At 66.7% G+C, this 22858-nt stretch carries 16 protein-coding genes; 10 read left to right on the forward strand and 6 right to left on the reverse strand.

Annotated elements, in window-relative coordinates; genetic code table 11:
• Positions 1-4: 4 nt before the first annotated feature.
• The 3 genes from IN820_RS05440 to IN820_RS05450 are packed head-to-tail and all read right to left on the reverse strand — an operon-like array spanning position 5 to position 2459.
• Positions 5-679: a DUF1028 domain-containing protein gene (locus tag IN820_RS05440; protein WP_193679992.1), complete on the reverse strand. Its 675-nt coding sequence runs from the start codon at positions 677-679 to the stop codon at positions 5-7.
• Complete coding sequence (locus IN820_RS05445; protein ID WP_193679993.1) at positions 676-1110, reverse strand: RidA family protein; 435 nt, start codon at positions 1108-1110, stop codon at positions 676-678. The genes IN820_RS05440 and IN820_RS05445 overlap by 4 nt, the downstream gene beginning before the upstream one ends.
• On the reverse strand, positions 1110-2459 hold the full coding sequence (locus IN820_RS05450) for a flavin-containing monooxygenase (RefSeq protein ID WP_193679994.1): 1350 nt from the start codon (positions 2457-2459) through the stop codon (positions 1110-1112). Before IN820_RS05450 ends, IN820_RS05445 begins: the two co-directional genes overlap by 1 nt.
• A gap of 365 nt (positions 2460-2824) precedes the next feature.
• Between IN820_RS05450 and IN820_RS05455 the strand changes: the two genes are divergently transcribed.
• Genes IN820_RS05455 through IN820_RS05470 form a run of 4 tightly spaced genes read left to right on the forward strand, consistent with a single transcriptional unit; the run spans position 2825 to position 6628 of the window.
• A complete protein-coding gene (locus IN820_RS05455; RefSeq protein ID WP_193679995.1) occupies positions 2825-3892 on the forward strand; it encodes a hemin-degrading factor in 1068 nt (355 codons plus the stop codon).
• A gap of 2 nt (positions 3893-3894) precedes the next feature.
• A complete protein-coding gene (locus IN820_RS05460; RefSeq protein WP_193679996.1) occupies positions 3895-4830 on the forward strand; it encodes a heme/hemin ABC transporter substrate-binding protein in 936 nt (311 codons plus the stop codon).
• Positions 4827-5861 carry a FecCD family ABC transporter permease gene (locus tag IN820_RS05465; protein WP_193679997.1) on the forward strand — a complete coding sequence of 345 codons (1035 nt, stop codon included), beginning with the start codon at positions 4827-4829 and terminating at the stop codon, positions 5859-5861. Before IN820_RS05460 ends, IN820_RS05465 begins: the two co-directional genes overlap by 4 nt.
• Entirely contained in the window at positions 5861-6628 is a 768-nt protein-coding gene (locus tag IN820_RS05470) for a heme ABC transporter ATP-binding protein (protein ID WP_193679998.1), read from the forward strand. Before IN820_RS05465 ends, IN820_RS05470 begins: the two co-directional genes overlap by 1 nt.
• Positions 6629-6634: 6 nt before the next feature.
• On the opposite strand, the gene epsC is transcribed toward IN820_RS05470, so the two are convergent.
• Positions 6635-7612 (reverse strand): serine O-acetyltransferase EpsC, encoded by a 978-nt coding sequence (gene epsC / locus IN820_RS05475; RefSeq protein WP_193679999.1) that lies wholly within the window; start codon positions 7610-7612, stop codon positions 6635-6637.
• A 750-nt stretch (positions 7613-8362) separates the two neighbouring features.
• The gene (locus IN820_RS05480; protein ID WP_193680000.1) at positions 8363-8944 is read right to left on the reverse strand and encodes an alpha/beta hydrolase; all 582 of its coding nucleotides are present in this window, start codon (positions 8942-8944) and stop codon (positions 8363-8365) included.
• 260 nt (positions 8945-9204) lie between these two features.
• On the opposite strand from IN820_RS05480, the gene oscA reads away from it, so the two are divergent.
• From oscA to IN820_RS05510, 6 genes are all read left to right on the forward strand, one after another.
• Positions 9205-9384: a sulfur starvation response protein OscA gene (gene oscA / locus IN820_RS05485; protein ID WP_193680001.1), complete on the forward strand. Its 180-nt coding sequence runs from the start codon at positions 9205-9207 to the stop codon at positions 9382-9384.
• A gap of 173 nt (positions 9385-9557) precedes the next feature.
• Positions 9558-10556, forward strand: coding sequence for a sulfate ABC transporter substrate-binding protein (locus IN820_RS05490; RefSeq protein WP_193680002.1), 999 nt, complete (start codon positions 9558-9560; stop codon positions 10554-10556).
• A 98-nt stretch (positions 10557-10654) separates the two neighbouring features.
• On the forward strand, positions 10655-11473 hold the full coding sequence (gene cysT, locus IN820_RS05495) for a sulfate ABC transporter permease subunit CysT (protein ID WP_193680003.1): 819 nt from the start codon (positions 10655-10657) through the stop codon (positions 11471-11473).
• A gap of 10 nt (positions 11474-11483) precedes the next feature.
• The gene (gene cysW / locus IN820_RS05500) at positions 11484-12353 is read left to right on the forward strand and encodes a sulfate ABC transporter permease subunit CysW (RefSeq protein ID WP_193680004.1); all 870 of its coding nucleotides are present in this window, start codon (positions 11484-11486) and stop codon (positions 12351-12353) included.
• A gap of 3 nt (positions 12354-12356) precedes the next feature.
• Positions 12357-13337: a sulfate/molybdate ABC transporter ATP-binding protein gene (locus IN820_RS05505; RefSeq protein ID WP_193680005.1), complete on the forward strand. Its 981-nt coding sequence runs from the start codon at positions 12357-12359 to the stop codon at positions 13335-13337.
• A 322-nt stretch (positions 13338-13659) separates the two neighbouring features.
• On the forward strand, positions 13660-14652 hold the full coding sequence (locus IN820_RS05510; protein ID WP_193680006.1) for a 2-hydroxyacid dehydrogenase: 993 nt from the start codon (positions 13660-13662) through the stop codon (positions 14650-14652).
• A gap of 160 nt (positions 14653-14812) precedes the next feature.
• On the opposite strand, the gene IN820_RS05515 is transcribed toward IN820_RS05510, so the two are convergent.
• Positions 14813-22846: a DUF5801 repeats-in-toxin domain-containing protein gene (locus tag IN820_RS05515; RefSeq protein WP_207793503.1), complete on the reverse strand. Its 8034-nt coding sequence runs from the start codon at positions 22844-22846 to the stop codon at positions 14813-14815.
• Between the last annotated feature and the right edge of the window lie 12 nt (positions 22847-22858).

Below are 22858 nucleotides of genomic sequence, written 5' to 3' on the forward strand. Positions count from 1 at the left end.
TGGCTCATTCGTCACCCGGCACGCCGTAGCTCGGCGCGGCGGTGGGGTCGAGGGCGCGGGTGATGTAATCGTGCAGTTGCGGCTCATAGGCGCGCCAGAGATTGTCCAGCTCGCCGATGGGGTCCTGCTCGGCCCAGTCGACGCGCAGGTCGATCACCGGCCAGACCAGGTCGCCGACCACCGAGAGCGCCGCCGAGTGCACCGGCCCGGCCTCGCCGCCGGCCGCCATGGCGGCGTGCATGGCCGCCAGCAGGCGGTCCGGCAGGCCGCCGTCGGCCTGTTCGAAGACCTCGATCATGGCGTCGATCACCGCCGGAGTGCTAAGCAGGTTGCCCGCAGCCACGCACTGCTCGCCGGCACGCGCATGGTGCACGCCGAGCGCTTCGCTGCCGGTGAACAGTGCGCTGGCGCCGTGACTGTCGAGCACCGTCACCTGGCGGTACTGGCCGTAGCCGTTGCGTGCCAGCGCCTTGTCCAGCGCCGCCGCAGGCGCTTCGCCGGCCTCCAGTAGGTCGAGGATCTGCGGGCCGAGCGCCGGCAGGGTGATGTTCTGCGTGGACACCGCGCCGACTCCGGCGCGCAGCCAGGGGCAGCGGGCACCGACGGCGATGCTCGACGAGCTGATGGCGATGCCCATCTGGCCGGTCTCGGGGCAGCGGCCGACGATGGAGAAGGTCATGGACGCGCCTCCTGCTGCCAGCCATCCGGAATGACGGCAATCACGTCGATCTCCATCAGCCACTGCGGCTGACCGAGCGCCGAGACCACCAGACCGGTGGAGATCGGGAACACGCCCTTGAGCCACTTGCCGACCTCGCGGTAGACCGGCTCGCGGTAGCGTGGGTCGATGATATAGGTGGTGGTCTTGACGATGTGCGAGAGGTCGCTGCCGGCCTCTTCGAGCAGTTGCTTGACGTTCCTCATCGCCTGGTCGGCCTGGGCCGCCGGATCGCCCAGGCCGACCAGGTTGCCGGCGAAGTCGGTGCCGACCTGGCCCCGCACGTACACGGTGTTACCGGCACGCACGGCCTGGCAGAGGTCGTTGTCCAGGGACTGGTTGGGGTAGGTGTCCTTGGTGTTGAACATGCGGATGCGGGTATGCGTGGGCATCAGCGAACTCCCGGAAGGCTGATTTTCTGTGGGGCGACGCCCGCTGCGCGCTGCGCGGCGTCGCGGTATTCGGCGTACTTGCGCTGGGTAGCGATGTGGTCGGCGACGTGCTTGGCGTCGTGCCACACACCCCAGATGAAGGTGGAGCCGCGCCGCGACAACCACGGCAGACCAACGAAGTACACGCCCGGCTCGCTGGACACGCCGCGCTGGTGCCGGGGCTTGCCGCTCACGTCGAAGGCCTCCACTTGCAACCAGGAGAAGTCCAGGGCGTAGCCGGTGGCCCAGATGATCGAAGTGACGCCGGCGGCGGCCAGGTCCAGCTCGAGGATCGGCTCGCGCACGCAGTCGGGCAGCGGCGGGAACACGCGTGCCTGCGGCTCCTCCGGCAGGTCCAGGCCGTTGCGGGCGATGTAGGAATCGGCGGCGTCGAGCAGCTTCAGATAGTTCTCGTCGCCACGGGCGATGTTCTCCGCCAGATCGTCGCGGAAGCGCGCCACACCGCCGGCGAAGGCATCGGTCAGACCGACCAGGGCGATACCCTGTGCAGCCAGTTCACGGAAATCGATGGTGCGTCCGCCGTGGGCGCCACTGACGGCGATGGTCACGTGCTCCTTGCCCGGCTGAATGGACTCCATGTCCCACAGGCCGAGCACACCGAGCCACCAGACGAAGTCGCGGCCGCGGTAGCTGCGCGGCGGGCGGTCATGGGCGCCGACCGAAAGATAGACGCGGCGCCCGGCGCGGTTCAGCTCGTCGGCGATCTGCACACCGGAGGAACCGGCGCCGACCACTAGCACCGCACCCTGGGGCAGTTGCTGCGGGTTGCGGTAGTCGGCCGAGTGGATCTGCTGGATTGCGGCATCCTGCAGGGCGATGGCCGGGATCAGCGGGCGCTGGAACGGGCCGGTAGCGGCCACCACGCGGGCGGCCTCGATCACCCCCGCCGAGGTCTCCACGGTGAAGCCGGGACGGTCGGCGTTGCGCACCACGCGCTTGACCTCCACGCCGGTGCTAATCGGCGCGTCGATCTGCCGCGCGTAGGCCTCGAAGTAGTCGGCGACCATCTCCTTGTGCGGGAAGGCGTCAGGATCAATGGGAAACTCCATGCCCGGGAAGCGGTCGTGCCAGGCCGGGCCGTTGGCCACCAGCGAATCCCAGCGGCCGGTACGCCATGCCTCGGCGATGCGGTTCTTCTCAAGGACGATGTGCGGCACGCCAAGCTTGCCCAGATGCTCGCTGACGGCAATGCCGGCCTGGCCGCCGCCCACGACCAGCGTATCGATTGCAAGGGTTTCGCTCACGTTGTCCGCGGGCTTCTGGAAGGCGTTCTGCTTCAGGATGGTCATGGTTTGCCTGCTCTGATTCCAATATGGCTGGCCCGCCGTGGCGGGTCGTTGCCGCATTCTGTTCAGAGCCGGGGATTCGCGAAATTATGATTTTTGTAGTCGCTGGAAAGGGAAAAGCTGCCCGTGTGTGCGGCAGGCCCTGCATGCTGGCCAGCAGCCGCGCGGGACCGCCGCAGACGACGGCCGAGGATGCCCCTCAGCTCCATCCGGCGGCAGGATCGCCCCGGGCAGATGACGACCCGCCACACATACAAATAATTATCATTTAGATCATTGTTGCCTGATCCGCGCTTTCCGCGCATGCTTGTGGACCAGTCAATGCGCCACGCCGGCGGGCGCTCGATCCACCAGCAAGGAGCCTCTCGATGAACGTCCAGACCTCGACTGCCACAAGCAACGATCTCTACCTGGCGTGGCAGGTGCTGCTGCGCGAGGAACCGCACCTGCGGGCCCGCGACGCCGCCGAGCGCCTGGCGGTGAGCGAGGCGGAGCTGGTCGCCAGCCGCCTGGGCGTGGACACGGTGCGCCTGCGCCCGGATTGGAAGGCGCTGCTGCCGGCGCTCGGCGAGCTCGGCTACGTCATGGCGCTGACCCGCAACGAGCACTGCGTGCACGAGCGCAAGGGCCGCTACCGCGAGGTGACGATCGGCGGCAGCGGGCAGATGGGGCTCGTAGTGTCGCCGGACATCGACCTGCGCTTGTTCCTCGGCGGCTGGGCCAGCGCCTTCGCCGTCGAGCAGGAAACCGCCGAAGGCACCCAGCGCAGCATCCAGATCTTCGACCGCCAGGGCGTGGCGGTGCACAAGGTCCACTTGACCGAGTGCAGCACGGCCGAGGCCTGGGCGCCGCTGATCGAGCGCTTTCGCAGCGATCCGCAGAGCGCCGAACTGAACCTGGAGCCGCTCGTCCTGCGCGAGCCGCCACGGCCCGATGCGGCCATCGACGTGGCCGCGCTGCGCCACGGCTGGGCCGAGCTCAAGGACACCCACCATTTCTTCGCCCTGCTGAAACAGCACGGCGCGGCGCGCACCCAGGCGCTGCGCCTGGCCGGCCGTGAATGGGCCGAGCCGCTGGCCCCCGGGGCACTGGCGAAGCTGTTCGAGCAGGCCGCCGCCGACGGCGTGCCGCTGATGGTGTTCGTCGGCAACCGCCACTGCATCCAGATCCATACCGGCGAGGTACATAACCTGCGCACATTCGGCGAGTGGTTCAACGTGCTCGACGATGCATTCAACCTGCACCTGAAGGCGGCCGCGGTGAGCGAGCTCTGGCGCGTGCGCAAGCCGAGCAGCGATGGCATCGTCACCAGCTGGGAAGCCTTCGACGCCGACGGCGAGCTGATCCTGCAGCTGTTCGGCGCACGCAAGCCGGGCACACCGGAACGCAGCGACTGGCGCGCACTGGCCGAAAGCGTACCGACGCAGGGGTGCTGAACATGGGCGTCACGAACGGGCGCGTCTCGATCGGTAAACGCCGGCTCGGAGCGGCGCTGGCGCTGCTCGCCGCCCTCGCCTGGCTGCCGGGCGCACCGGCGGACGATGCCCTGCCGCAGCGCTGGGTCAGTGCTGGCGGCTCGCTCAGCGAATGGGTGGTGGCCCTGGGCGGCGCGGACCGGCTGGTCGGGGTCGACACCACCAGTCTGCACCCGACCTTCCTGCAGGACCTGCCGAGCATCGGCTACCAGCGCCAGCTGGCCGCCGAGGGCATCCTCGCGCTGCGCCCGGACCTGCTGCTGGGCAGCGAGGAGATGGGCCCGCCACCGGTGCTGCAGCAATTGCGCGCCGCCGGCGTGCGCATCGAGACCCTGTCGGCCCAGGCCGACCTCGCCACCCTGGAGGACAACCTGACCCGCCTCGGCGCCCTGCTCGGCGAGCCGCAACGCGCACGGCAGGCGCTGGCCGCTTTCCGTTCCCGAATCGAGTCGCAGCAGGCCTGGATCGCCGAGGCGCAACGCAGCCAGGAGGCGCCCGGCGTCGTGCTGCTGCTCGGGCATCCCAGCGGCAGCGCCATGGCCGGTGGCCGCGATACGGCTGCCGCCTGGCTGATCGAGCAAGCCGGCGGGCGCAACCTGACCCGCCATAGCGGCTACAAGGCGCTGTCCAGCGAGGCGCTGCTGGCACTGGACCCGGACGTGGTGATTTTCACCGACCGGCGCCTGCTGGAAGCCGACGAGGCCCGGCAGGCGCTGATGCGGCAGAACCCCGCCCTGGCGTCGACCCGCGCCGCCCGCGAGGGGCGCATGGTCGCACTGGACCCGACCCTGCTGGTCGGCGGCCTCGGCCCGCGCATACCCGAGGGGCTGGCGGCATTGTCGGCGGCCTTCTATCCTGCCCGCTCGCCATTGCCCGCCGAAGCCACGCCCGACCGATGAATCCCGCCATACGTCCGCGCTCGCTGTTCATCGCACTGAGCCTGCTGCTCGCGCTCGCCCTCTGGGGATCGCTGGCCCTCGGCCCGGTCAGCCTGCCGCTGGGCGACACCCTCCAGGCCGCCCTGCGCCTGCTCGGCCTGACCCTGGGCGGCAGCGAGCTGAACCAGGCGCAGCTGATCGTCGGCCAGATCCGCATGCCGCGCACCCTGCTCGGCCTGGCGGTCGGCGCGGTGCTGGCGCTGTGCGGCGTGGCGATGCAGGGGCTGTTCCGCAATCCGCTGGCCGACCCCGGCCTGATCGGCGTCTCCAGCGGCGCGGCCCTGGGTGCGGCCATCGCCATCGTCGGCGGTGCCGCGTTCGGCGGCATTCCGGAAGCGATCGCGCCCTACCTGCTGTCGCTGTGCGCCTTCGTCGGCGGCCTCGGCGTCACCGCGCTGGTCTACCGCCTGGGCCGGCGCGACGGCCAGACCAGCGTGGTCACCATGCTCCTGGCGGGGATCGCGCTCAACGCGCTGGCCTTCGCCTGCATCGGCCTGTTCACCTACCTGGCCGACGACGCCACCCTGCGCACCCTGACGTTCTGGAACCTGGGCAGCCTCAACGGCGCCAGCTATGCCCGGCTCTGGCCGCTGCTGCTGGTCACCTTCGCCGTGGCGTTCTGGCTGCCGCGCCGGGCCCGCGCGCTGAACGCCCTGCTGCTGGGCGAGTCCGAAGCGCGCCACCTGGGTTTCGAAGTCGAGCGGCTCAAGCGCGAACTGGTGTTCTGCACCGCCCTCGGCGTCGGTGCCGCGGTGGCCGCCGCCGGCATGATCGGCTTCATCGGCCTGGTGGTGCCGCATCTGGTGCGCCTGCTGGTCGGGCCCGATCATCGCATCCTGCTGCCGGCCTCGATGCTGGCCGGCGCCAGCCTGCTGCTGCTCGCCGACCTGGCGGCACGCCTGGTCCTCGCACCGGCGGAGTTGCCCATCGGCATCGTCACGGCGCTGATCGGCGCGCCGTTCTTCCTCTACCTGTTGATGCGGGGGCGTTGATGCTGCAGGCCGAAGCGCTATCGATCCGCCGTGGCGGCCGCACGGTGCTGGAAGGCGTCGACCTCGCCCTGCAGCCCGGCCGGGTGCTCGGCGTGCTCGGGCCCAACGGCGCCGGCAAGAGCACCCTGCTCGGCGCCCTCAGCGGCGAACTGGCGCCGGCCCAAGGTCATGTCCGCCTGCACGGGCAGCCGCTGGACGAATGGTCGGGCAGCGAGCGCGCACGCTGCCTGGCGGTGCTGCCGCAGAGTTCGACGCTGAGTTTCGGCTTCCGCGTCGAGGACGTGGTGGCGATGGGTCGCCTGCCGCATGCCACCGGCCTGCTGCGCGACCGCGAGATCGTCGAGGCCGCGCTGCAGGCAGCGGATGCCGCGCACCTGCATGGCCGCAGCTACCTGGCGCTGTCCGGCGGCGAGCGCCAGCGCGTGCACCTGGCGCGTGTGCTCGCCCAGCTGTGGCCGGGCGCGGAGGGGCAGACGCTGCTGCTCGACGAGCCGACCTCGATGCTCGACCCGCTGCACCAGCACAGCATCCTGCAGGCCACCCGCGCCTTCGCCAGCCAGGGCGCGGCGGTTCTGGTGATCCTCCACGACCTCAACCTGGCGGCGCGCTACTGCGATCGCCTGCTCCTGCTGCAGGACGGCCGCCCCCAGGCGCTGGGGCCTCCGGACGAGGTCCTGCGCCCGGAACCGCTGAAGCAGGTGTTCGGCCTCGACGTGCTGATCCAGCGCCATCCGGAACAGGGCCATCCGCTGATCGTGGTGCGTTGAACGCGATCACTCCACGCTGCCCGGCTGTTGCCGCGCACTGGCCTGGCTGATGTTGCTGCCCGCCGGCACGCTGCGGGTGAGCCAGACGTTGCCGCCGATGGTGGAACCCTGGCCGATGGTGATGCGCCCGAGAATGGTGGCGCCGGCGTAGATCACCACGTCGTCCTCGACGATGGGATGACGGGGGCGGCCCTTGTGCAACTGGCCGGTTTCGTCGGCGGTGAAGCGCTTGGCGCCGAGGGTGACGGCCTGGTAGATGCGCACCCGGTTGCCGATGATCGCCGTCTCGCCGATGACCACACCGGTGCCGTGGTCGATGAAGAAGCTATGGCCGATCTGCGCGCCGGGGTGAATGTCGATGCCGGTGGCGGAATGGGCGATTTCCGCGCCGATACGTGCCAGCAGCGGCAGGCCGGCGGCGTACAGGTGATGGGCCAGGCGGTGGTGGATCACCGCGAGGATGCCCGGATAGCACAGCAGCACCTCATCGACGCTACGCGCCGCCGGGTCACCGGCGTAGGCGGCGGTGACGTCGCTGTCGAGCAGGCGGCGTATCTGCGGCAGGGCGGCGGCGAAGTCGCGCACGATCTGCACCGCGCCGGCGTCGCTGCCCTCCTCGGCCTCGCCGCGCTGGCGGGCGGCGTAGCGCAGCTCCAGGCGCACCTGGCCGAGCAGGCGGTTCAGGGCGTTGTTCAGGGTATGGCCGACATAGAAATCCTCGCTTTCCAGGCGCAGATCGCTGGGCCCCAGGCGCATGGGAAAGAGCGCGCCGCGCAGGTCGGAGAAAATGCATTCCAACGCCTGGCGCGACGGCAGCTCACGGCTGCCCAGCTCACGGGCGCGCCCGGTGCTGACGCGCCATTCGGTACGGGCGGCGCGCAGCTCGCCGACGATCCGCTCCAGTTGCCAGGTCGTCGCATGGGCGGGAGCCGCTTGCGAGCATTCATCGCGATCGTCGGAAGGGCCGTCGAGCTTGGCGGACATGGGAACTCCTTGAAAACGCCGTCGGCAGGACTCGGGCGCAACGGAAGGGAAATGAAGGGAAAAGCCGCTCCGGTCCTGCACCCGCGGCGGCCACATGCGTCGTGGCCAGTGTAACAACGGCTGGCCCCGGCATTCGACACGCACGCTGGCGCTCTATGGATAAGGCTATGTCTGAGCTGGCTGTTGCGGATAGACGTACCCCTGTAGGAGAGGGCGGGGACGCCGAGTCCATGCCCGCGAATATTCCAGCGCGCAAAGCTNCGCGGGCACGGCCCGCTCCTACGGACGCTCAGAACACCTCGACAATTCGAACAACACGCAATTGGGACAGAGCCACGGATGATAGCTCGTTCGTGACAACGGCCAGCCCCTCGCCGCCTCTCGTCGGCGGGATGTCGAGGATGTGCGTGGTGACGTTCGCGTTGACGAACAGCCGCCCTTGCGGCCCGTCTCCGGATGGCGATCCTTCATGCCACTGTACGGCCGAATCGCAGGAGACGCCTGCGCGTCTTCGCCGCAACGCTGTCGCGTAGCGAACAGGCTGCAGCCCCGAGAAAGCCGCCTGTGCACACCGCGCCCGTAGGAGCCCGGGGGGCGCCGGGTCCTTGCCGGCGATCATCGGCGTTGCGGGCGATCCAGCATCCGACCGGCAACTGAACGGCTGTGGCTCATGAAAAGACTTTCGCCAGGCGAACCGCAACGCGGTCGCCTACTGTCGGATAGTGCATAGCCGGCCCGTCGGCGCTGCCCTCAGGCGGTCCTGCGGGCCTGCTGCTCGATGCGGTTCTGCAAGCGGTACAGGTAGGCGAAACCCTGTTCCCAGCGGTGATGGCCGGACTTCACATTGATGTGCCCGGCGCCGCTGAGAATCGCGATTTCGCTGCCCCAGTCGAGTCCCAGCTCGATCGCACGCTCGGCGCTGGCCGCGCTGTCGTTGTCGGAGCCGACCAGTTGGCTGACGAAGGGCAGCCGCTGCCGGGGAATCGGTGCGAAATTGCGCAGCGCCTCGGGGCAGTTGTTGCGCTGCACGTCGGCCGGGGCCACCAGCAACGCCCCGCGCACCCGCCGCAACAGTTCCAGCGGCGCCTGCGCCGCCCAGTGCGCGACGGTGATGCAGCCCAGGCTGTGCGCCACCAGGATCGATGGCTGCGGGCTACCGGCGATGCAGCGCTCCAGTTCGGCGACCCAGTCTTCGCGACGCGGCGTCATCCAGTCGGCCTGCTCCACGCGCGCGCCGTTGGGCAGCGCCTGCTGCCAATGGCTTTGCCAATGATCGTCGGGCGAGCCCTGCCAGCCCGGCACGATCAGATAGCGGATCGATTCACTGCGCATCACGGCGCCTCCTGGGGAAGTGTCGGCACCAGTCTAAGCAGACTCGTATTCGCCTATAAAAGAATAAGAATTTCTTTACTTATTCCATATCTTGCTCACTCGACCAGTCGGCACGCCGAAACCATTTATTCGATTTGTTTATATAAATGTTCTTAAACAATATTTTTAAGAATATTTCGAGCTTGCCTACTATCCGCTCCACGCCTCCCTGGCTACGGCTGTAGCAGCCATCACGGAGGCTTCGCCACGGAGAGATAACGATGAGCGCGACCCTTCGCAACCTTGAAGGTCAGGACGAAGCCAGCATCCTGCGCGAAATCCAGCGCGCCTTGAACGGCCTCAAGTTCGGCTCGGTGGAGATCACCGTGCACAACGGCCAGGTCGTACAGATCGAGCGCAAGGAAAAATTCCGCCTGCAGCCGACCGGCAAGCACGCCTGACCCCAAATCCCCACAGCCCGACTGGACAACCGGAGGGCGTGAACATGAGAAGAGCCAAGACCATGAACACGCACCGGTACTGCAGCTGTCGCCCGCGAATGCGGCGCTGACGACCCGACGCCCCCGCAGAAAAACAGCCAACAGCCGAACCCGTATTTTCAGGAGCTGCATCCATGTCCATTCGTTTCTTTGCGCTCGCCGCCCTGGCTGGCGCCCTGGTCGCCGGTCCCGCCAGCGCCGCCCAGACCCTGCTCAACGTGTCCTACGATCCGACCCGCGAGCTCTACGTGGAATTCAACCAGGCCTTCGCCAGGCACTGGCAGGCCCAGGGCAACGAAGCCGTGGCCATCCAGCAATCGCATGGCGGCTCCGGCAAGCAGGCCCGCTCGGTGATCGACGGCCTGCGCGCCGACGTCGTGACCCTGGCCCTGGCCGGTGACATCGACGAGCTGCACCGGATCGGCAAGCTGATCCCCGAGAACTGGCAGGAACGCCTGCCGGACGCCAGCACGCCGTACACCTCGAGCATCGTGTTCCTGGTACGCAAGGGCAACCCGAAGGGCATCGAGGACTGGGACGACCTGATCGAGCCGGGCGTGGAAGTCATCACCCCCAACCCGAAGACCTCCGGTGGCGCCCGCTGGAACCTGCTCGCGGCCTGGGCCTACGCCGAGAAGAAATACGGCGGCGAAGCGCAGGCCAGGGACTTCGTCGAGAAGCTCTACCGCAACGTGCCGGTACTGGACACCGGCGCCCGCGGCTCGACCATCACCTTCGTCAACAACAAGATCGGCGACGTGCTGCTGGCCTGGGAGAACGAGGCCTTCCTGGCGCTCAAGGAAGAAGGCGGCGATGCCCTGGAAATCGTCGCGCCGTCGCTGTCGATCCTCGCCGAGCCGCCGGTCACCGTGGTCGACGCCAACGTCGATCGCAAGGGCACCCGCAAGGTCGCCGAAGCCTACCTCGAGTACCTGTACAGCGATGAAGGCCAACGCCTGGCGGCCAAGCACTTCTACCGTCCGCGCAACCCGGAAATCGCCAAGGAGTTCAGCGAGCAGTTCTCCGACATCGAACTGGTGACCATCGATGGTTACTTCAACGGCTGGAAAGAAGCCCAACCGCGGTTCTTCAACGACGGCGGCATCTTCGACCAGATCTACCAGGCGCACTGACCTGCGCAGCCACGAGCGACAAGCCCCAAGCTGCAAGCGGGCTCTCGCTTGTGGCACCTGCTTGTCGCTTGCAGCTTGAAGCTTGCCGCCGAGGTCCTATGTCCCGCCGTACTTTCCCCGTCATACCCGGCTTCGGGCTGACGCTGGGCTACACCCTGGTGTACCTCAGCCTGTTGGTACTGATCCCCCTGGGTGCCCTGTTCATCTATGCCACGCAGCTCACCTGGGCTGAATTCTGGGCGATCGTCACCTCCGCCCGGGTTCTGGCCGCGCTGAAACTCAGCTTCGGCACCGCCTTGCTCGCCGCCCTGCTCAACGGCGCGATCGGCACCCTGCTGGCCTGGGCGCTGGTGCGCTACACCTTCTCCGGGCGCACGATCATCGAGGCGATGATCGACCTGCCCTTCGCCCTGCCCACTGCGGTGGCCGGCATCGCGCTCACCGCGCTGTACGCACCCACCGGCCCGATCGGCCAGTTCGCCACCGCACTGGGCTTCAAGATCGCCTATACCCCGCTGGGGATCACCCTGGCGCTGACCTTCGTCACCCTGCCCTTCGTGGTGCGCACCCTGCAGCCGGTGCTCGCCGACATCCCGCGGGAAGTCGAGGAGGCCGCCGCCTGCCTGGGCGCCAAGCCCCTGCAGGTGTTCCGCTACGTACTGCTGCCGGCGCTGCTGCCCGCCTGGCTGACCGGCTTCGCCCTGGCCTTCGCCCGGGGAGTCGGCGAATACGGCTCGGTCATCTTCATCGCCGGCAACATGCCGATGAAGACCGAGATCCTGCCGCTGCTGATCATGGTGCAGCTGGACCAGTACAACTACGCCGGCGCCACCGCCATCGGCGTGCTGATGCTGGTGGTGTCGTTCATCCTGCTGCTGCTCATCAACATGCTGCAACGCCGCATCGCGCGCGCCTGAGGAGGCCGTCATGTCTAGCGCAACGTTAACCGCCTCCGCCAGCAACGCCGCCCGCCGCGGCAACGCCTGGGGCCGGCGGCTGCTGATCGGCGGCGCCTGGCTGGTGTTCGTCCTGTTCCTCCTGCTGCCGCTGCTGATCGTGGTCAGCCAGGCGCTGCAGAAGGGCTTCGCGCCCTTCTTCGCCGCCATCGTCGAGCCCGACGCCCTGGCCGCGCTGCGCCTGACGCTGCTCGCCGTGGGCATCTCGGTGCCGCTCAACCTGGTGTTCGGCGTGGCCGCCGCCTGGTGCGTGAGCAAGTACGAGTTCCGTGGCAAGAGCATCCTGGTCACGCTGATCGACCTGCCGTTCTCGGTTTCCCCGGTGATCGCCGGCCTGGTCTACGTGCTGCTGTTCGGCGCCCAGGGCTTCTTCGGCCCCTGGCTGCGCGAGCACGACATCCAGATCATCTTCGCCGTGCCCGGCATCGTCCTCGCCACCCTGTTCGTCACCGTGCCCTTCGTCGCCCGCGAACTGATCCCGCTGATGCAGGAGCAGGGCACCACGGAGGAGGAAGCCGCGCGCCTGCTGGGCGCCAACGGCTGGCAGATGTTCTGGCACATCACCCTGCCCAACATCAAGTGGGGCCTGATCTACGGCGTGGTGCTCTGCACCGCGCGGGCCATGGGCGAGTTCGGCGCGGTCTCGGTGGTGTCCGGGCACATCCGCGGCTACACCAACACCCTGCCGCTGCACGTGGAAATCCTGCACAACGAGTACAACCACATCGCCGCCTTCAGCGTCGCCAGCCTGCTGTTGCTGATGGCCCTGTTCATCCTGCTGCTCAAGCAGTGGAGCGAATCCCGAATCAACCGCCTGAAAGCCAGCGCCGGCGAGGAATGAGCCATGTCCATCGAAGTCACCAACGTCAGCAAGCACTTCAACGCCTTCAAGGCGCTCGACACCATCGACCTCAACATCCACAGCGGCGAACTGGTCGCCCTGCTCGGCCCGTCCGGCTGCGGCAAGACCACCCTGCTGCGGATCATCGCCGGCCTGGAAACCCCGGACAGCGGCAGCATCGTGTTCCACGGCGAGGACGTCTCCCGGCACGACGTACGCGATCGCAAGGTCGGCTTCGTCTTCCAGCACTACGCGCTGTTCCGCCACATGACGGTGTTCGACAACGTCGCCTTCGGCCTGCGCATGAAACCCAGGGGCGAGCGGCCGAGCGAAACGATCATCCGGCAGAAGGTGCAAGAACTGCTCGACCTGGTGCAACTCGACTGGCTCGCCGACCGCTATCCGGAACAGCTGTCCGGCGGCCAGCGCCAGCGCATCGCCCTGGCCCGCGCCCTGGCGGTGGAACCCAAGGTGCTGCTGCTCGACGAGCCGTTCGGCGCCCTCGACGCCAAGGTGCGCAAGGAACTGCGCCGCTGGCTGGCGCGCCTGCACGAGGACGTGCACCTGACCAGCGTGTTCGTCACCCACGACCAGGAAGAGGCCATGGAAGTCGCCGACCGCATCGTGGTGATGAACAAGGGCGTGGTCGAGCAGATCGGCTCGCCCGCCGAGGTCTACCAGCAACCGGCCAACGACTTCGTCTACCACTTCCTCGGCGACGCCAACCGCCTGCAGCTCGACGCGGACCGGCAGATCCTCTTCCGCCCCCACGAAGTCTCGCTGAGCCGGGTCGCCACGGCCGACTACCAGGCCGGCGAAGTGCGCGACATCCGCCCGCTCGGCGCGATCACCCGGGTGACGCTGAAGGTGGCCAGCCAGGACGAACCGATCGAGGCCGAAGTGACCAACGACCACGCCAGCCTCGCCGGCCTGATCCGCGGCGAGACGCTGTACTTCAGGCCGAACACCGGAGCCCGGGCCTGACCTGCAGCGGCGAAGCCATTCGCCCGCCCTGCGAGGCAGGGTGAGCTTCAGCCCACCCTACGGTGCGGTGGAATACCGAGCCCGGGACGATGCGTGCAAGCTTCTCTGCTTAAGTGAACGGCATGGCTTGCGATAAAACGGTCCAGGCCAGCGAGGTAGGGTGGGCTTCAGCCCACCGACGAAGGTTTTGGTGGGCTAAAGCCCACCCTACGGTGCTGTGGAGTACCGAGCCCGGGACGATGCGTGCAAGCTTTTCTGCTTAAGTGAACGGCATGGCTTGCGATAAAACGGTCCAGGCCAGTCATTTCCACAGAGGCTCCGCATGCGCATCACCCTGTTCAGCAGCAAACCCTACGATCGCGACAGCTTTCTCGCCGCCAACCAGGCGCATGGCTACGACCTGCACTTTCTCGACGCCCGCCTCGATCCGGACACCGCCGCGTTGGCCGCCGACGCCGAGGTGGTCTGCCCCTTCGTCAACGACGTGCTGTCCGCGCCGGTACTGGAGACGCTGGCGGCCGGCGCGACGCGGCTGATCGCGCTGCGCTCGGCCGGCTACAACCATGTCGACCTGGCCTGCGCCCAGCGCCTCGGCCTGCCGGTGGTGCGGGTGCCGGCCTACTCGCCGCACGCGGTGGCCGAGCACACCGTGGCGCTGATCCTGGCGCTCAACCGGCGCCTGCCGCGCGCCTACAACCGCACCCGCGAAGGCAATTTCTCGCTGCAGGGGCTGACCGGCTTCGACCTCATGGGCAAGCGCGTCGGCGTGGTCGGCAGCGGGCAGATCGGTGCGGTGTTCGCACGCATCATGCAGGGCTTCGGCTGCCAGGTGCAGCTGTACGATCCCTTCCCCAACCCCGTGCTGGAACAGCTGGGCATGCGCTACGTGGCGCTCGACGAGCTGCTGGCCAGCAGCGATATCGTCAGCCTGCACTGCCCGCTCACCGCGCAGACCCGGCACCTGATCAACCCGCGCAGCCTGGCCAGCATGAAGCGCGGCGCCATGCTGATCAACACCGGCCGCGGCGCCCTGATCGACACCCCGGCGCTGATCGGCGCGCTGAAGAGCGGCCAGCTCGGCTACCTGGGCCTGGACGTCTACGAGGAGGAGGCCGGGCTGTTCTTCGAGGATCATTCCGGCCTGCCGCTGCAGGACGACGTGCTGGCCCGCCTGCTGTCGTTCCCCAACGTGATCGTCACCGCGCACCAGGCCTTCCTTACCGAGGAAGCGCTGGCGGCGATCGCCAGCACCACGCTGGACAACGTCGCCGCCTGGCGGGCCGGTGCGATGCGCAACCAGGTCAGCGAGGGTTGACCCTCGCTACAGTAGGTTGCCTGTAGGAGCGAGCCATGCTCGCGAACCCCGGCCACGCAACACATCGCGGGCATGGACTCGGCGTCCCCGCCCGCTCCTGCGCGGGGGACAGGAGGCGACGCCTACCAAGCCCTACATCGCACAGCGATCACCCGCGCCCTCAGTCGACAAGAACGCTTGCCACCTCCAGCCTGATCGTCTCGGCGCCCTGGGTCACGCTGTAGAGGACATAGTCCCCGTCCACCACGCCCGTTCCCCAGCCGGCATCCAGGGTGATCGTGTCGCTCTCGTCGCCCAGTATCCTCAGGGTATTTCGGCTATCGGTCATCCCCAGGACATCCTCGATGCCGAGGCCGACAATGCTGTTCTGACCGGCACCAGACATGTCGATGATTTCGATATTCGACAGACTGCCAGCCAGTTCATCGCCGGACAGGCTTTCGCCGAAGCGCAGTTGGATGGTGTCGTCGCCGCCCAGGCCATCGATCGGAGCGCCGCCGTAAAGCAGTACATCATGGCCGCCGGTAGCCGGTTTGGCTGCAATCGCCACCTCGAAGCTGCCGGAGGAAGGGGCGCCCTCCGTGCTGTCGGTTCCGTCAACGGTGTATGCCGTGACCTGCACCGTCCCGGCTACGCTACCCGCCGCCTGAACGAAGCCCAGGGTGTTCACCTGCTGCGGCGTCAGGCCGGAAACCGTATGGGTATCAGTAGCCTCCACATAGGTGACCGTGACACCGCTGTCGGCATCCAGCAGGGTCGCTCCGGCATAGAAGGCCGCGTACTTTCCCAGCCCCTGAAATGCCAGGGTGGCAAGCTCCGAACCGTCATTGTCGGGCATGGCGGCATTGAGGTTGATCGGAATGATGTTGCCTTCGGTGCCGAAGGTCAGGGTCGGGGAGATGCTTATGCCATCCGCCACCGGCGCGACCTCCAGGGTGACGGGCAAGGTGAAGTCCTCGCTCGCCAGCCCCTGGTCACTGGCCTGAACCACCAACTCCAGATCCGATGCCGTACCGCTCCAGTTACGCGGGGGTTGCACGGCGATGTAGGCCGGCAATGCTCCACCCGTAAGCGGAATGGACCAGATGCCACCGCCGGCGTTATTGGCCAGCTTCGCACTGTCCGCATCACTGCCGACAAAGACCAGGAAATCGGTCGGGACATGGCGCAGGAAGGCGGCCAGCAGCTCCTCCGAGCCATCCTGATCGTTCAGGGCGCCGGATACCCTCAGCTCCACCCGCTGATCCTCGGTGCCGGTCGCCACCAGCGCGTCGATCGAAACGCCATTCTCATCCGTGAAGTCGATACCGCTGTTCTCCGGTGCTACCACAGCCGTGACACTACCAAAGCCAGGCCGGATGTCACTGACATCAGCCCCTTCCTCCCGGGTCAAAAAGCCTGCGGTCAGGCTGACCTGGCCGGCGGCATGCTCGCCCCCTTGATAAGTCAGGATGACCTCGTCGCCAAAGCCGACGTCCTCAATGATGTAGTAATCACCGTCAGGCAGACCATCGACTCCAGCCACCGCTTGCAAATCGAGTTCACCGTCAGGCCCGGTGAGGCTGCCCGAAGCCAGTCCGCCCGCCTCGTTCAATCGCAGGTACAACTTGCCATCCACCACCCGGCTGAATTCGCCATCCACTCCGGGCGCCACCTTCACGGTGAAGGTGACCGCGTCGCCCTCGGTAACGCCGTTGGTCGTCACCGTCACGGCTGCCGGATCGGTGGCTGGCGCGAGCGGCGGCGTCACCGATTGCGTCACAACGTTACGCTCGCCGTTGGGGGCGTAGGTGGTCAGGGTGACGTCGAAGCTCCAGGGGGTACTACCATTGTCGTTGCGGTCGCCTGGCGGCGTGATGCCAATGCTGTCCAGCAGGGCCTGCAGACCCGCGCTGTCGCCACTGCCGTACAGCGTCCATGTCGGCTCGCCATTGACCATGGTTTCGGTCATGCCCTCGATCGAACCTCCGGTGAAGCCGGTGATGGTGATGGCGAACGGACCACTGCCATCCAGCGAACCCTGCACGACACTCCCCAGTTGGAACCCGGCATCTTCGACGCCGGGAGCGGCCATGTTGTCCACCGTCCAGCCGACGATCTCGACCGGCTCGGTCGCGGAGACATCCGTATCCTCGAAGTCGGAGGTGTCGGCTGGGGTCGTCAGCGTCCAGCTGGCGGAAGCGCTCACCTCCTCCGCACTGCCATCTTGGGTAATGGCGGTTACCGTCAGGGTATCGTTCAGGCCGGCCAGAATGTCGGCCGCGGCCAGCAGCTCGAACTCGATGGAGAACGTCGTGCCATCCGCAGCCTGGTCAATGGCCTGATCGATCGGCAACAGCCAGCGCCCGGTATTCTCGGAGCCCGCGCCACCTCCCGGCACGTTGCCGATGTAACTGGCGCCGACGATGGTGACGCCCTGGGGCACACCCTCGATCACCAGGCCCGTCAGGCGCTCGCTGCCGTCGTGATCCCGCGCACCACCTGCGTTGGCATCGGGATTTTTGGTCAATTGGAAGTCGATGGTCAGGGTGGTGTTGCCGGTGACCTCGACAGCCGTGTCATTGATGTCGGCGTTGTCGGCATTGCTGGAAGTAATACCCGTGATGATCAGGGTCGCCGGGTCGGTAGCCGGCGCGATATTCAGGGTATGCGTATCGGAAATGGTACTGGTATCCGTCGCCGGGCCTTCGCTGGCCGTGTTGATGATCGTGTACTGCACCCCGAAGTCATGGCTGCCCGTGCTGTTGGCAGCGCCCTGCGCGTAGACATTACCGATGGCGCTGCCACTCAGCTTGTACCAGCCATCGTCCAGGACCACATCCGCAACGCCCGGATCGTTCGCGGCCTCGGCCAGCGTCATGCTGCCGCTGCTGCCGTAGTACAGCGTATAGTCAGCGCTGCCGCTGGCAACATCGTCGACATCGACCCATACCGAGGTCAGCGTCTCCTTGGTATCGCCGCCCCCCGGAATTGCGAACTGCACCTGGCCGCGCGTGTCTTCCAGCAACGCGCTGGAGTCCTGCATGGTCTTCTCGACCTCGGGCGTGATGGTGAAGGTCACCGAGGTCGGCTCACTGATGCTGTGGCCGTCGATTTCCGTGCTGATGACGGCCACGCCGACGATGACCTCCCCGCTGAAATGCTCGGGCACACGAATCGAGGCCGTGGCCAGTTGGCTAGCATCCAGCAGCCAGGCATCGCCAAGCCAGGTGCCGCCCTCCAGCGAGAAGCCGGCCGGCAGGGTGATCTTCAGGTTGAGGGTTTCCGAACCGTCCGTATCGCGAGGCGTATGGCCGGTGATCAACTCGCTCAATGGCACCCGGTTGTTCATGGCGCCATCCACTGCGGATTCGGTGTAGGTCTTGTTCGATTCCGTTTGCAGATCGAAACCGTCGGCCACGCCCTTGACCTGAACCTGGATGTTTTTTGTCTCGATCGGCGATTCCCGGACGTAAGGTTCGGCCGGATTATCCAGATTGGGCATGGTATCGACCGACCTGGCCTCCACCGTAAGGGTGAAATCGGTGTTGCCATCGACCGGTGGTCGTACCGTCAGCAGGGTGCCGCTGTCGAAGTTCTCGATGGTGGCCGTGTCGCCCACAATAGTCAGTTCGAGAGCCGTGTCGGGATCGTCGCCATAAAAGAGCTTCGCACCCGCCGGAATGTCCTTGATGACGACGGTATAGGTTTCCGATGGATCGTCGCTGCGCGGCTCGATCGTCAATGGAATGCGCGTATCCTCGTCACCCTTGGCGAGGCCGTGAACGGCCAGAGTCACCTGGTCGGCAACCGGCAGGATGAGGATATTGTCCAGCGTGGCGACGACGTCGTCACTGGTGTATACGGAAGGCGTACCGTCGCCCTCGTTGTCATCGTCGTAGTCGACCGTCCTGATCCGGACATCGATCTCGAACTTGCCGGAGAAGTTATTGGCAGCCTTGAACTGCAAGGTATCCAGGTACTCCATCGGGATCTCGACGGGGTTGCTGCCGTCGTAGGTGAGCGTCGTCCATTCGCCCCCCGCATCCGTCGTGTCGCCGTTGGTGGAATAGCGGAATTGCGAACCCCCGGCTTCGGCGAGGCTATCGCCAAAGATCAACTTCGGCGTCAACAAAGCATAGGTTTCCTCGTCCCCATCCTCGTTCGCCCAGCCTGTCTTGAGGTTGAAGACACCTTCCTGTCCCAGGACGAACCAAGAGTCTTCCTCGCCAGGCGCCATATAGGTGTGATCGTCATTGTGCGTGACGTCGTTGCCGCCCGGGTCGGCGGTATCCGCATCTTCCTGCTCGGCCACTGGCGTGACTTCGATCAGCAAGGTGACAGGAGATGTGGTTGCAGGGACACTGGTGACAGATGTACCACCGACGGTGTTGCTGTCCACCGTGGTCACGGTCACGTCTTGCAGCGTGAGGTCACGGCTGCTGTGGGCCGGTGGTGTGGCGGTGAACGCATCGAGTATCGGCTTGAGGTCGAAGCCGGCGGCACCAGCGAGGGTATAGCTGCCAGTGGCCGTATCCACGCTGAGCGACCAGTCCGCCGTATTCGCCGGAACGCTCACCGTCCAGGTGCCCAGCGTGGCGTGCGTCCAGCTCGCGCCATCGGCGCTGACCGTCCAGCCCGCCGGTACGCGGAAGCTGACCCCGGTGATGATTTCACCGCTGGCGCCGGTGCTGGTGTCCGTTACCGCGATGCCACCGAGGAACGCAATGGCGGTGTCCTCAAGGCCGCTGGCACCTTCGACCTCCACATCACCCGCCACCGGATCGACGCGCAGGTTGAGGTGAACCGTATCCGACACCGGCGCTCCTGTGGTCGCACCGGAACCCACGCCGTCGCTGTCGCGATCCTGCGCGTGCAGCGTGACCCGGACGTCATCGAGGTCGCCGCTGAAGTCCTTCGGAGGTTCGATGATGATATCCGGCAGGGTCGGCGACACGCCGTTGTAGCCGTTGGCGATATCGACCCTGACCACCTGGTCCTCCGCCGTGATCGTGATGTCGTTGACGGCCCAGCCCACCGGCAGGCCGGTGACTTCGAACCAGCGCTCCTCGCTGCCATCCACGTCGGCGCCGGTATTTCCGTCCGTTGCTTCATCGAGCGTGATCTGCAGGTAATCCTTCAGATCGATGCTGGTGTCTTCCTCGAAGGACGGCAGGGTCACGGCGCTCCCCGACGTGTCTGCATCCACGTAATCAACGCCATCATGGATTCTCAGATCGATGGGATCCGTCACCGCCTGCACGTACACGGCAAGCGTGGCGATAGCCTCGGCGCCCGGCACGTCGACGCCGCCCACCTGGGCGCGGGCGCCCGCATCGTCCACTTCGTAGCTGGTGACCCGCACGGTCAGCGAGATGTTCTGGTGGCTCTCCGTCGGCGGCAGCAGTTGCAACTGCTCGAACTGGGCCCTGGTCATCGTCAGGGTTTGCCCCGACAGCCCGGTCATGTGGTCGCCATCACTCAGCAGGATGCCGATGTCGCCTCCGCTGGCGGTGAAATCGATCGCTGCCGAAGCCCCATCCAGCTCGGCCAGCAGCCTGGCTCCGGCAGGCACGCCCGAGAGAGTGACCAGACTCAGCTTTTCGGAAGCGTCGCCCGCCGATGCGCCGTTGCCGTCGAAGGCGTCGGTCACGATGGGCGCCTTCAGGCCCAGAGTCACTGCCGTATCTTCCGGCGTGTCGACGGCCGTCAGCACCACATCGCCTCCCGTGGACGGTCCGTCGCCATCCATGTCCGGCGCATCGGCGACCGGATCGACCGTCACCTCGACGGTGAAGGTCTTGGTCTCGTTATCCGTCACCGTGGTGTAGGTGAAGGTATCCGTGCCGCTGTAATTGCCGTGTGGAACGTAGGTGATGGTGCCGTCGGGATTGACCATGGCCGTGCCATGCGCGGGTGCCATGGTGCCGTTGTCGCCATAGCCGATGGTGGTGTTGCTGCCGGTGGCGTCGGCATTAGTGTTGAAGGTGTTGGCCGGCACCGCCGCCGTGGAGTCTTCGTCGATAGTGACCTGCTTCGGCTGCGTATCATCGGGCGTGTCGTCGAGTACGGTGACAGTGAACTGCGTCTCTACGGTATCCCCATCCCTGTCGGTGACGAGGATGCCCACGAAATCGAGGGCGATGTCATCGATCGGCGCACCCGTCCCATCGATATGGTCCAGCGGACGGAGCAGGGTGAACTGGTAGGCCGGCGTGGTCCCTGGGTTGATGATGACCACGGTGAATACCGGGATGCCGTCAGCCACGTCTCCACGGTAGGCAGTCAGGGTATGGCCGCCGCCAGTGATGTCATAGGTCAGCCCCTCACCATTCGACTCCAGCCCCAGTCCCTCCAGCGCAGCGCTGGTGTCGCCGGTGAACTGCACGTCGCCGGCGCCGTCGGCGCCGAACTGCACGTTCAGCGAGTGACTGACACTGGTCAGCGGCACATCCGGCTCGCTGCCGTTGGCCAGGTTCGCCTCGTCGATGGTCGCACCGGTGGGAGCGGCGGAAATGCCCGGGCCGTCATCGAGGAAGGTGAAGCGGCCACCGACATCCACCGCCGTACTGGTGGTGGCATCGCCGTCTCCATCGGTCGCCGTGGCGGTCAGGGTGATGGCGTCGGACGCCAGGGACAGCGGGTCGTCGTGGTCGTCCGCATCCGGGTGGCTCAGCGGGCGCGACTGGGTCAGCGTCACCGCGCCGGTGGTGGCGTCGATTTCGATACGGAACGCCTCGGCACCGGCCGGATCGGCCGAACCGCCGTTGCCGACGCGCCCGACGATGTCGTGGCCCACCTTGTACAGGTAGACGCCCTGGCCGTTGGCTGTATCGATCACTCCGGCGACCACGCCGGCGCTGGCGACGTTCAGAGCGTAGACCAGCGGATTGCTGGACGCCGCGCCATCGGCGCCGTAGTTGACGCCGAACACATCGGCGACGAAATCACTGTCGGTGGCGGGAGTGCCCAGCGTGGTTTCGTCGACGGTGACGCTGCCCAGCTCACCAGCATCATCGGTGACGACCGGCACGTCGTCGACGATCCGCACGCCCAGCGTGCCGCTGGCGGTCTGGTCGTCCTGGTCGGTGAGCACCAGGGCGATGTTCTCGAACAATTCGGTGTTATCGCTCGGCTGGGTGTGGGTCTGGTTGTCGCCCAAGGCATAGCTGTACGTGACCACGCCGGTATCCGGGTCGTAGCCGGTGATGGTCAGGGTGTTGCCCAGGCCCGTGCTCACCGTGAGGCTGCTGGTCAGCGCGCCGTCCGCGATGACGGTGACACCGTCGATGACCAGCGATTTCACGCCATCGGGGGAGGTGATGGTGAAGTCGCCCGTCTTGGTCAGTTCGTCGTCATCCGGCGTCGTGCCATCGGCGAGGTAGCGCTCGTGGAAGGTCAGCTCGCCGCCATCGGCCTGCGGGGTGAGGCCGCCGATCGTCGGTGTGGCGTCGGCGATGCTGATGGTCAGCGTCGCGGTGGCGGGATCGCCATCCGCGTCGGTCAGCGTGTAGCTGAACACGTCATCCACACCCCCGGGGGTGCCGGCGGCGCGGGTGTAGCTGTAGTCGCCGCTGGGTTCGATCACCAGCGTGCCGTACTGGCCCTGGATGGTCAGGGTGCCGTCGTCATTCGTCGCGTCATTGGCCGGGACGTTGTCGCTGGCGATGGCGGTGATGGTGGCGCCATCGGCACCCTGCACGTCCGCGCTGCTGCTGCCACTGGTAGTGCCGGCGCCACTGATGACGTTGCCGGTTTCGGCGCTGTACTGGCCAGCGGCGACGCTGTCGGTATCGGCGCTGGCCTGCGGCACGTCGTCGACGATCCTGATGCTGAGGTTCTGGCTGTGATCGTCGCCGCCGCGGTCGGTGGCGGTGATGGCGAAGGTGTCGCTGGTGTGGTCGCCGGACACTTCCGGCGCATTGACCAGGGTGTAGCGGTAGTCGAGGGTGATCACGCCGTCGCCGCCCAGGTTGTAGCCGTTCAGTTCCAACGTGCCGTAGCGGGTGATGATGCTCTGCGGGGCACCGCCCAGCGCCTCCACCTGAGCCTTGCTCAACGTCAGGCTGGCCGGGTCGCCGCTGGCGTCGGTGTAGTCGATGGTGACCGCGTCGCTGTCGTCCAGGCCATCCAGTGCGCTGACGGTAAAGCTGGCGTTGACCACCGTGTCATTGGGGCTCGGGCTGGAGCCATTGGTCAGGCCGCTTTCGAACACCACCTGGTCGCC

The organism is Pseudomonas lopnurensis, assembly GCF_015070855.1.
GTDB classification, from domain to species: Bacteria; Pseudomonadota; Gammaproteobacteria; order Pseudomonadales; family Pseudomonadaceae; genus Stutzerimonas; species Stutzerimonas lopnurensis.

Excerpts from the sequence above, each read along its gene's own strand:
- IN820_RS05445 (WP_193679993.1), bottom strand. The coding sequence starts at position 1,110 with ATGCCCACGCATACCCGCATCCGCATGTTCAACACCAAGGACACCTAC.
- oscA (WP_193680001.1), top strand. The coding sequence starts at position 9,205 with ATGAGCGCGACCCTTCGCAACCTTGAAGGTCAGGACGAAGCCAGCATC.
- cysW (WP_193680004.1), top strand. The coding sequence starts at position 11,484 with ATGTCTAGCGCAACGTTAACCGCCTCCGCCAGCAACGCCGCCCGCCGC.
- IN820_RS05490 (WP_193680002.1), top strand. The coding sequence starts at position 9,558 with ATGTCCATTCGTTTCTTTGCGCTCGCCGCCCTGGCTGGCGCCCTGGTC.
- epsC (WP_193679999.1), bottom strand. The coding sequence starts at position 7,612 with ATGTCCGCCAAGCTCGACGGCCCTTCCGACGATCGCGATGAATGCTCG.
- IN820_RS05460 (WP_193679996.1), top strand. The coding sequence starts at position 3,895 with ATGGGCGTCACGAACGGGCGCGTCTCGATCGGTAAACGCCGGCTCGGA.
- IN820_RS05510 (WP_193680006.1), top strand. The coding sequence starts at position 13,660 with ATGCGCATCACCCTGTTCAGCAGCAAACCCTACGATCGCGACAGCTTT.
- IN820_RS05505 (WP_193680005.1), top strand. The coding sequence starts at position 12,357 with ATGTCCATCGAAGTCACCAACGTCAGCAAGCACTTCAACGCCTTCAAG.
- IN820_RS05465 (WP_193679997.1), top strand. The coding sequence starts at position 4,827 with ATGAATCCCGCCATACGTCCGCGCTCGCTGTTCATCGCACTGAGCCTG.
- cysT (WP_193680003.1), top strand. The coding sequence starts at position 10,655 with ATGTCCCGCCGTACTTTCCCCGTCATACCCGGCTTCGGGCTGACGCTG.
- IN820_RS05440 (WP_193679992.1), bottom strand. The coding sequence starts at position 679 with ATGACCTTCTCCATCGTCGGCCGCTGCCCCGAGACCGGCCAGATGGGC.
- IN820_RS05470 (WP_193679998.1), top strand. The coding sequence starts at position 5,861 with ATGCTGCAGGCCGAAGCGCTATCGATCCGCCGTGGCGGCCGCACGGTG.
- IN820_RS05480 (WP_193680000.1), bottom strand. The coding sequence starts at position 8,944 with ATGCGCAGTGAATCGATCCGCTATCTGATCGTGCCGGGCTGGCAGGGC.
- IN820_RS05450 (WP_193679994.1), bottom strand. The coding sequence starts at position 2,459 with ATGACCATCCTGAAGCAGAACGCCTTCCAGAAGCCCGCGGACAACGTG.
- IN820_RS05455 (WP_193679995.1), top strand. The coding sequence starts at position 2,825 with ATGAACGTCCAGACCTCGACTGCCACAAGCAACGATCTCTACCTGGCG.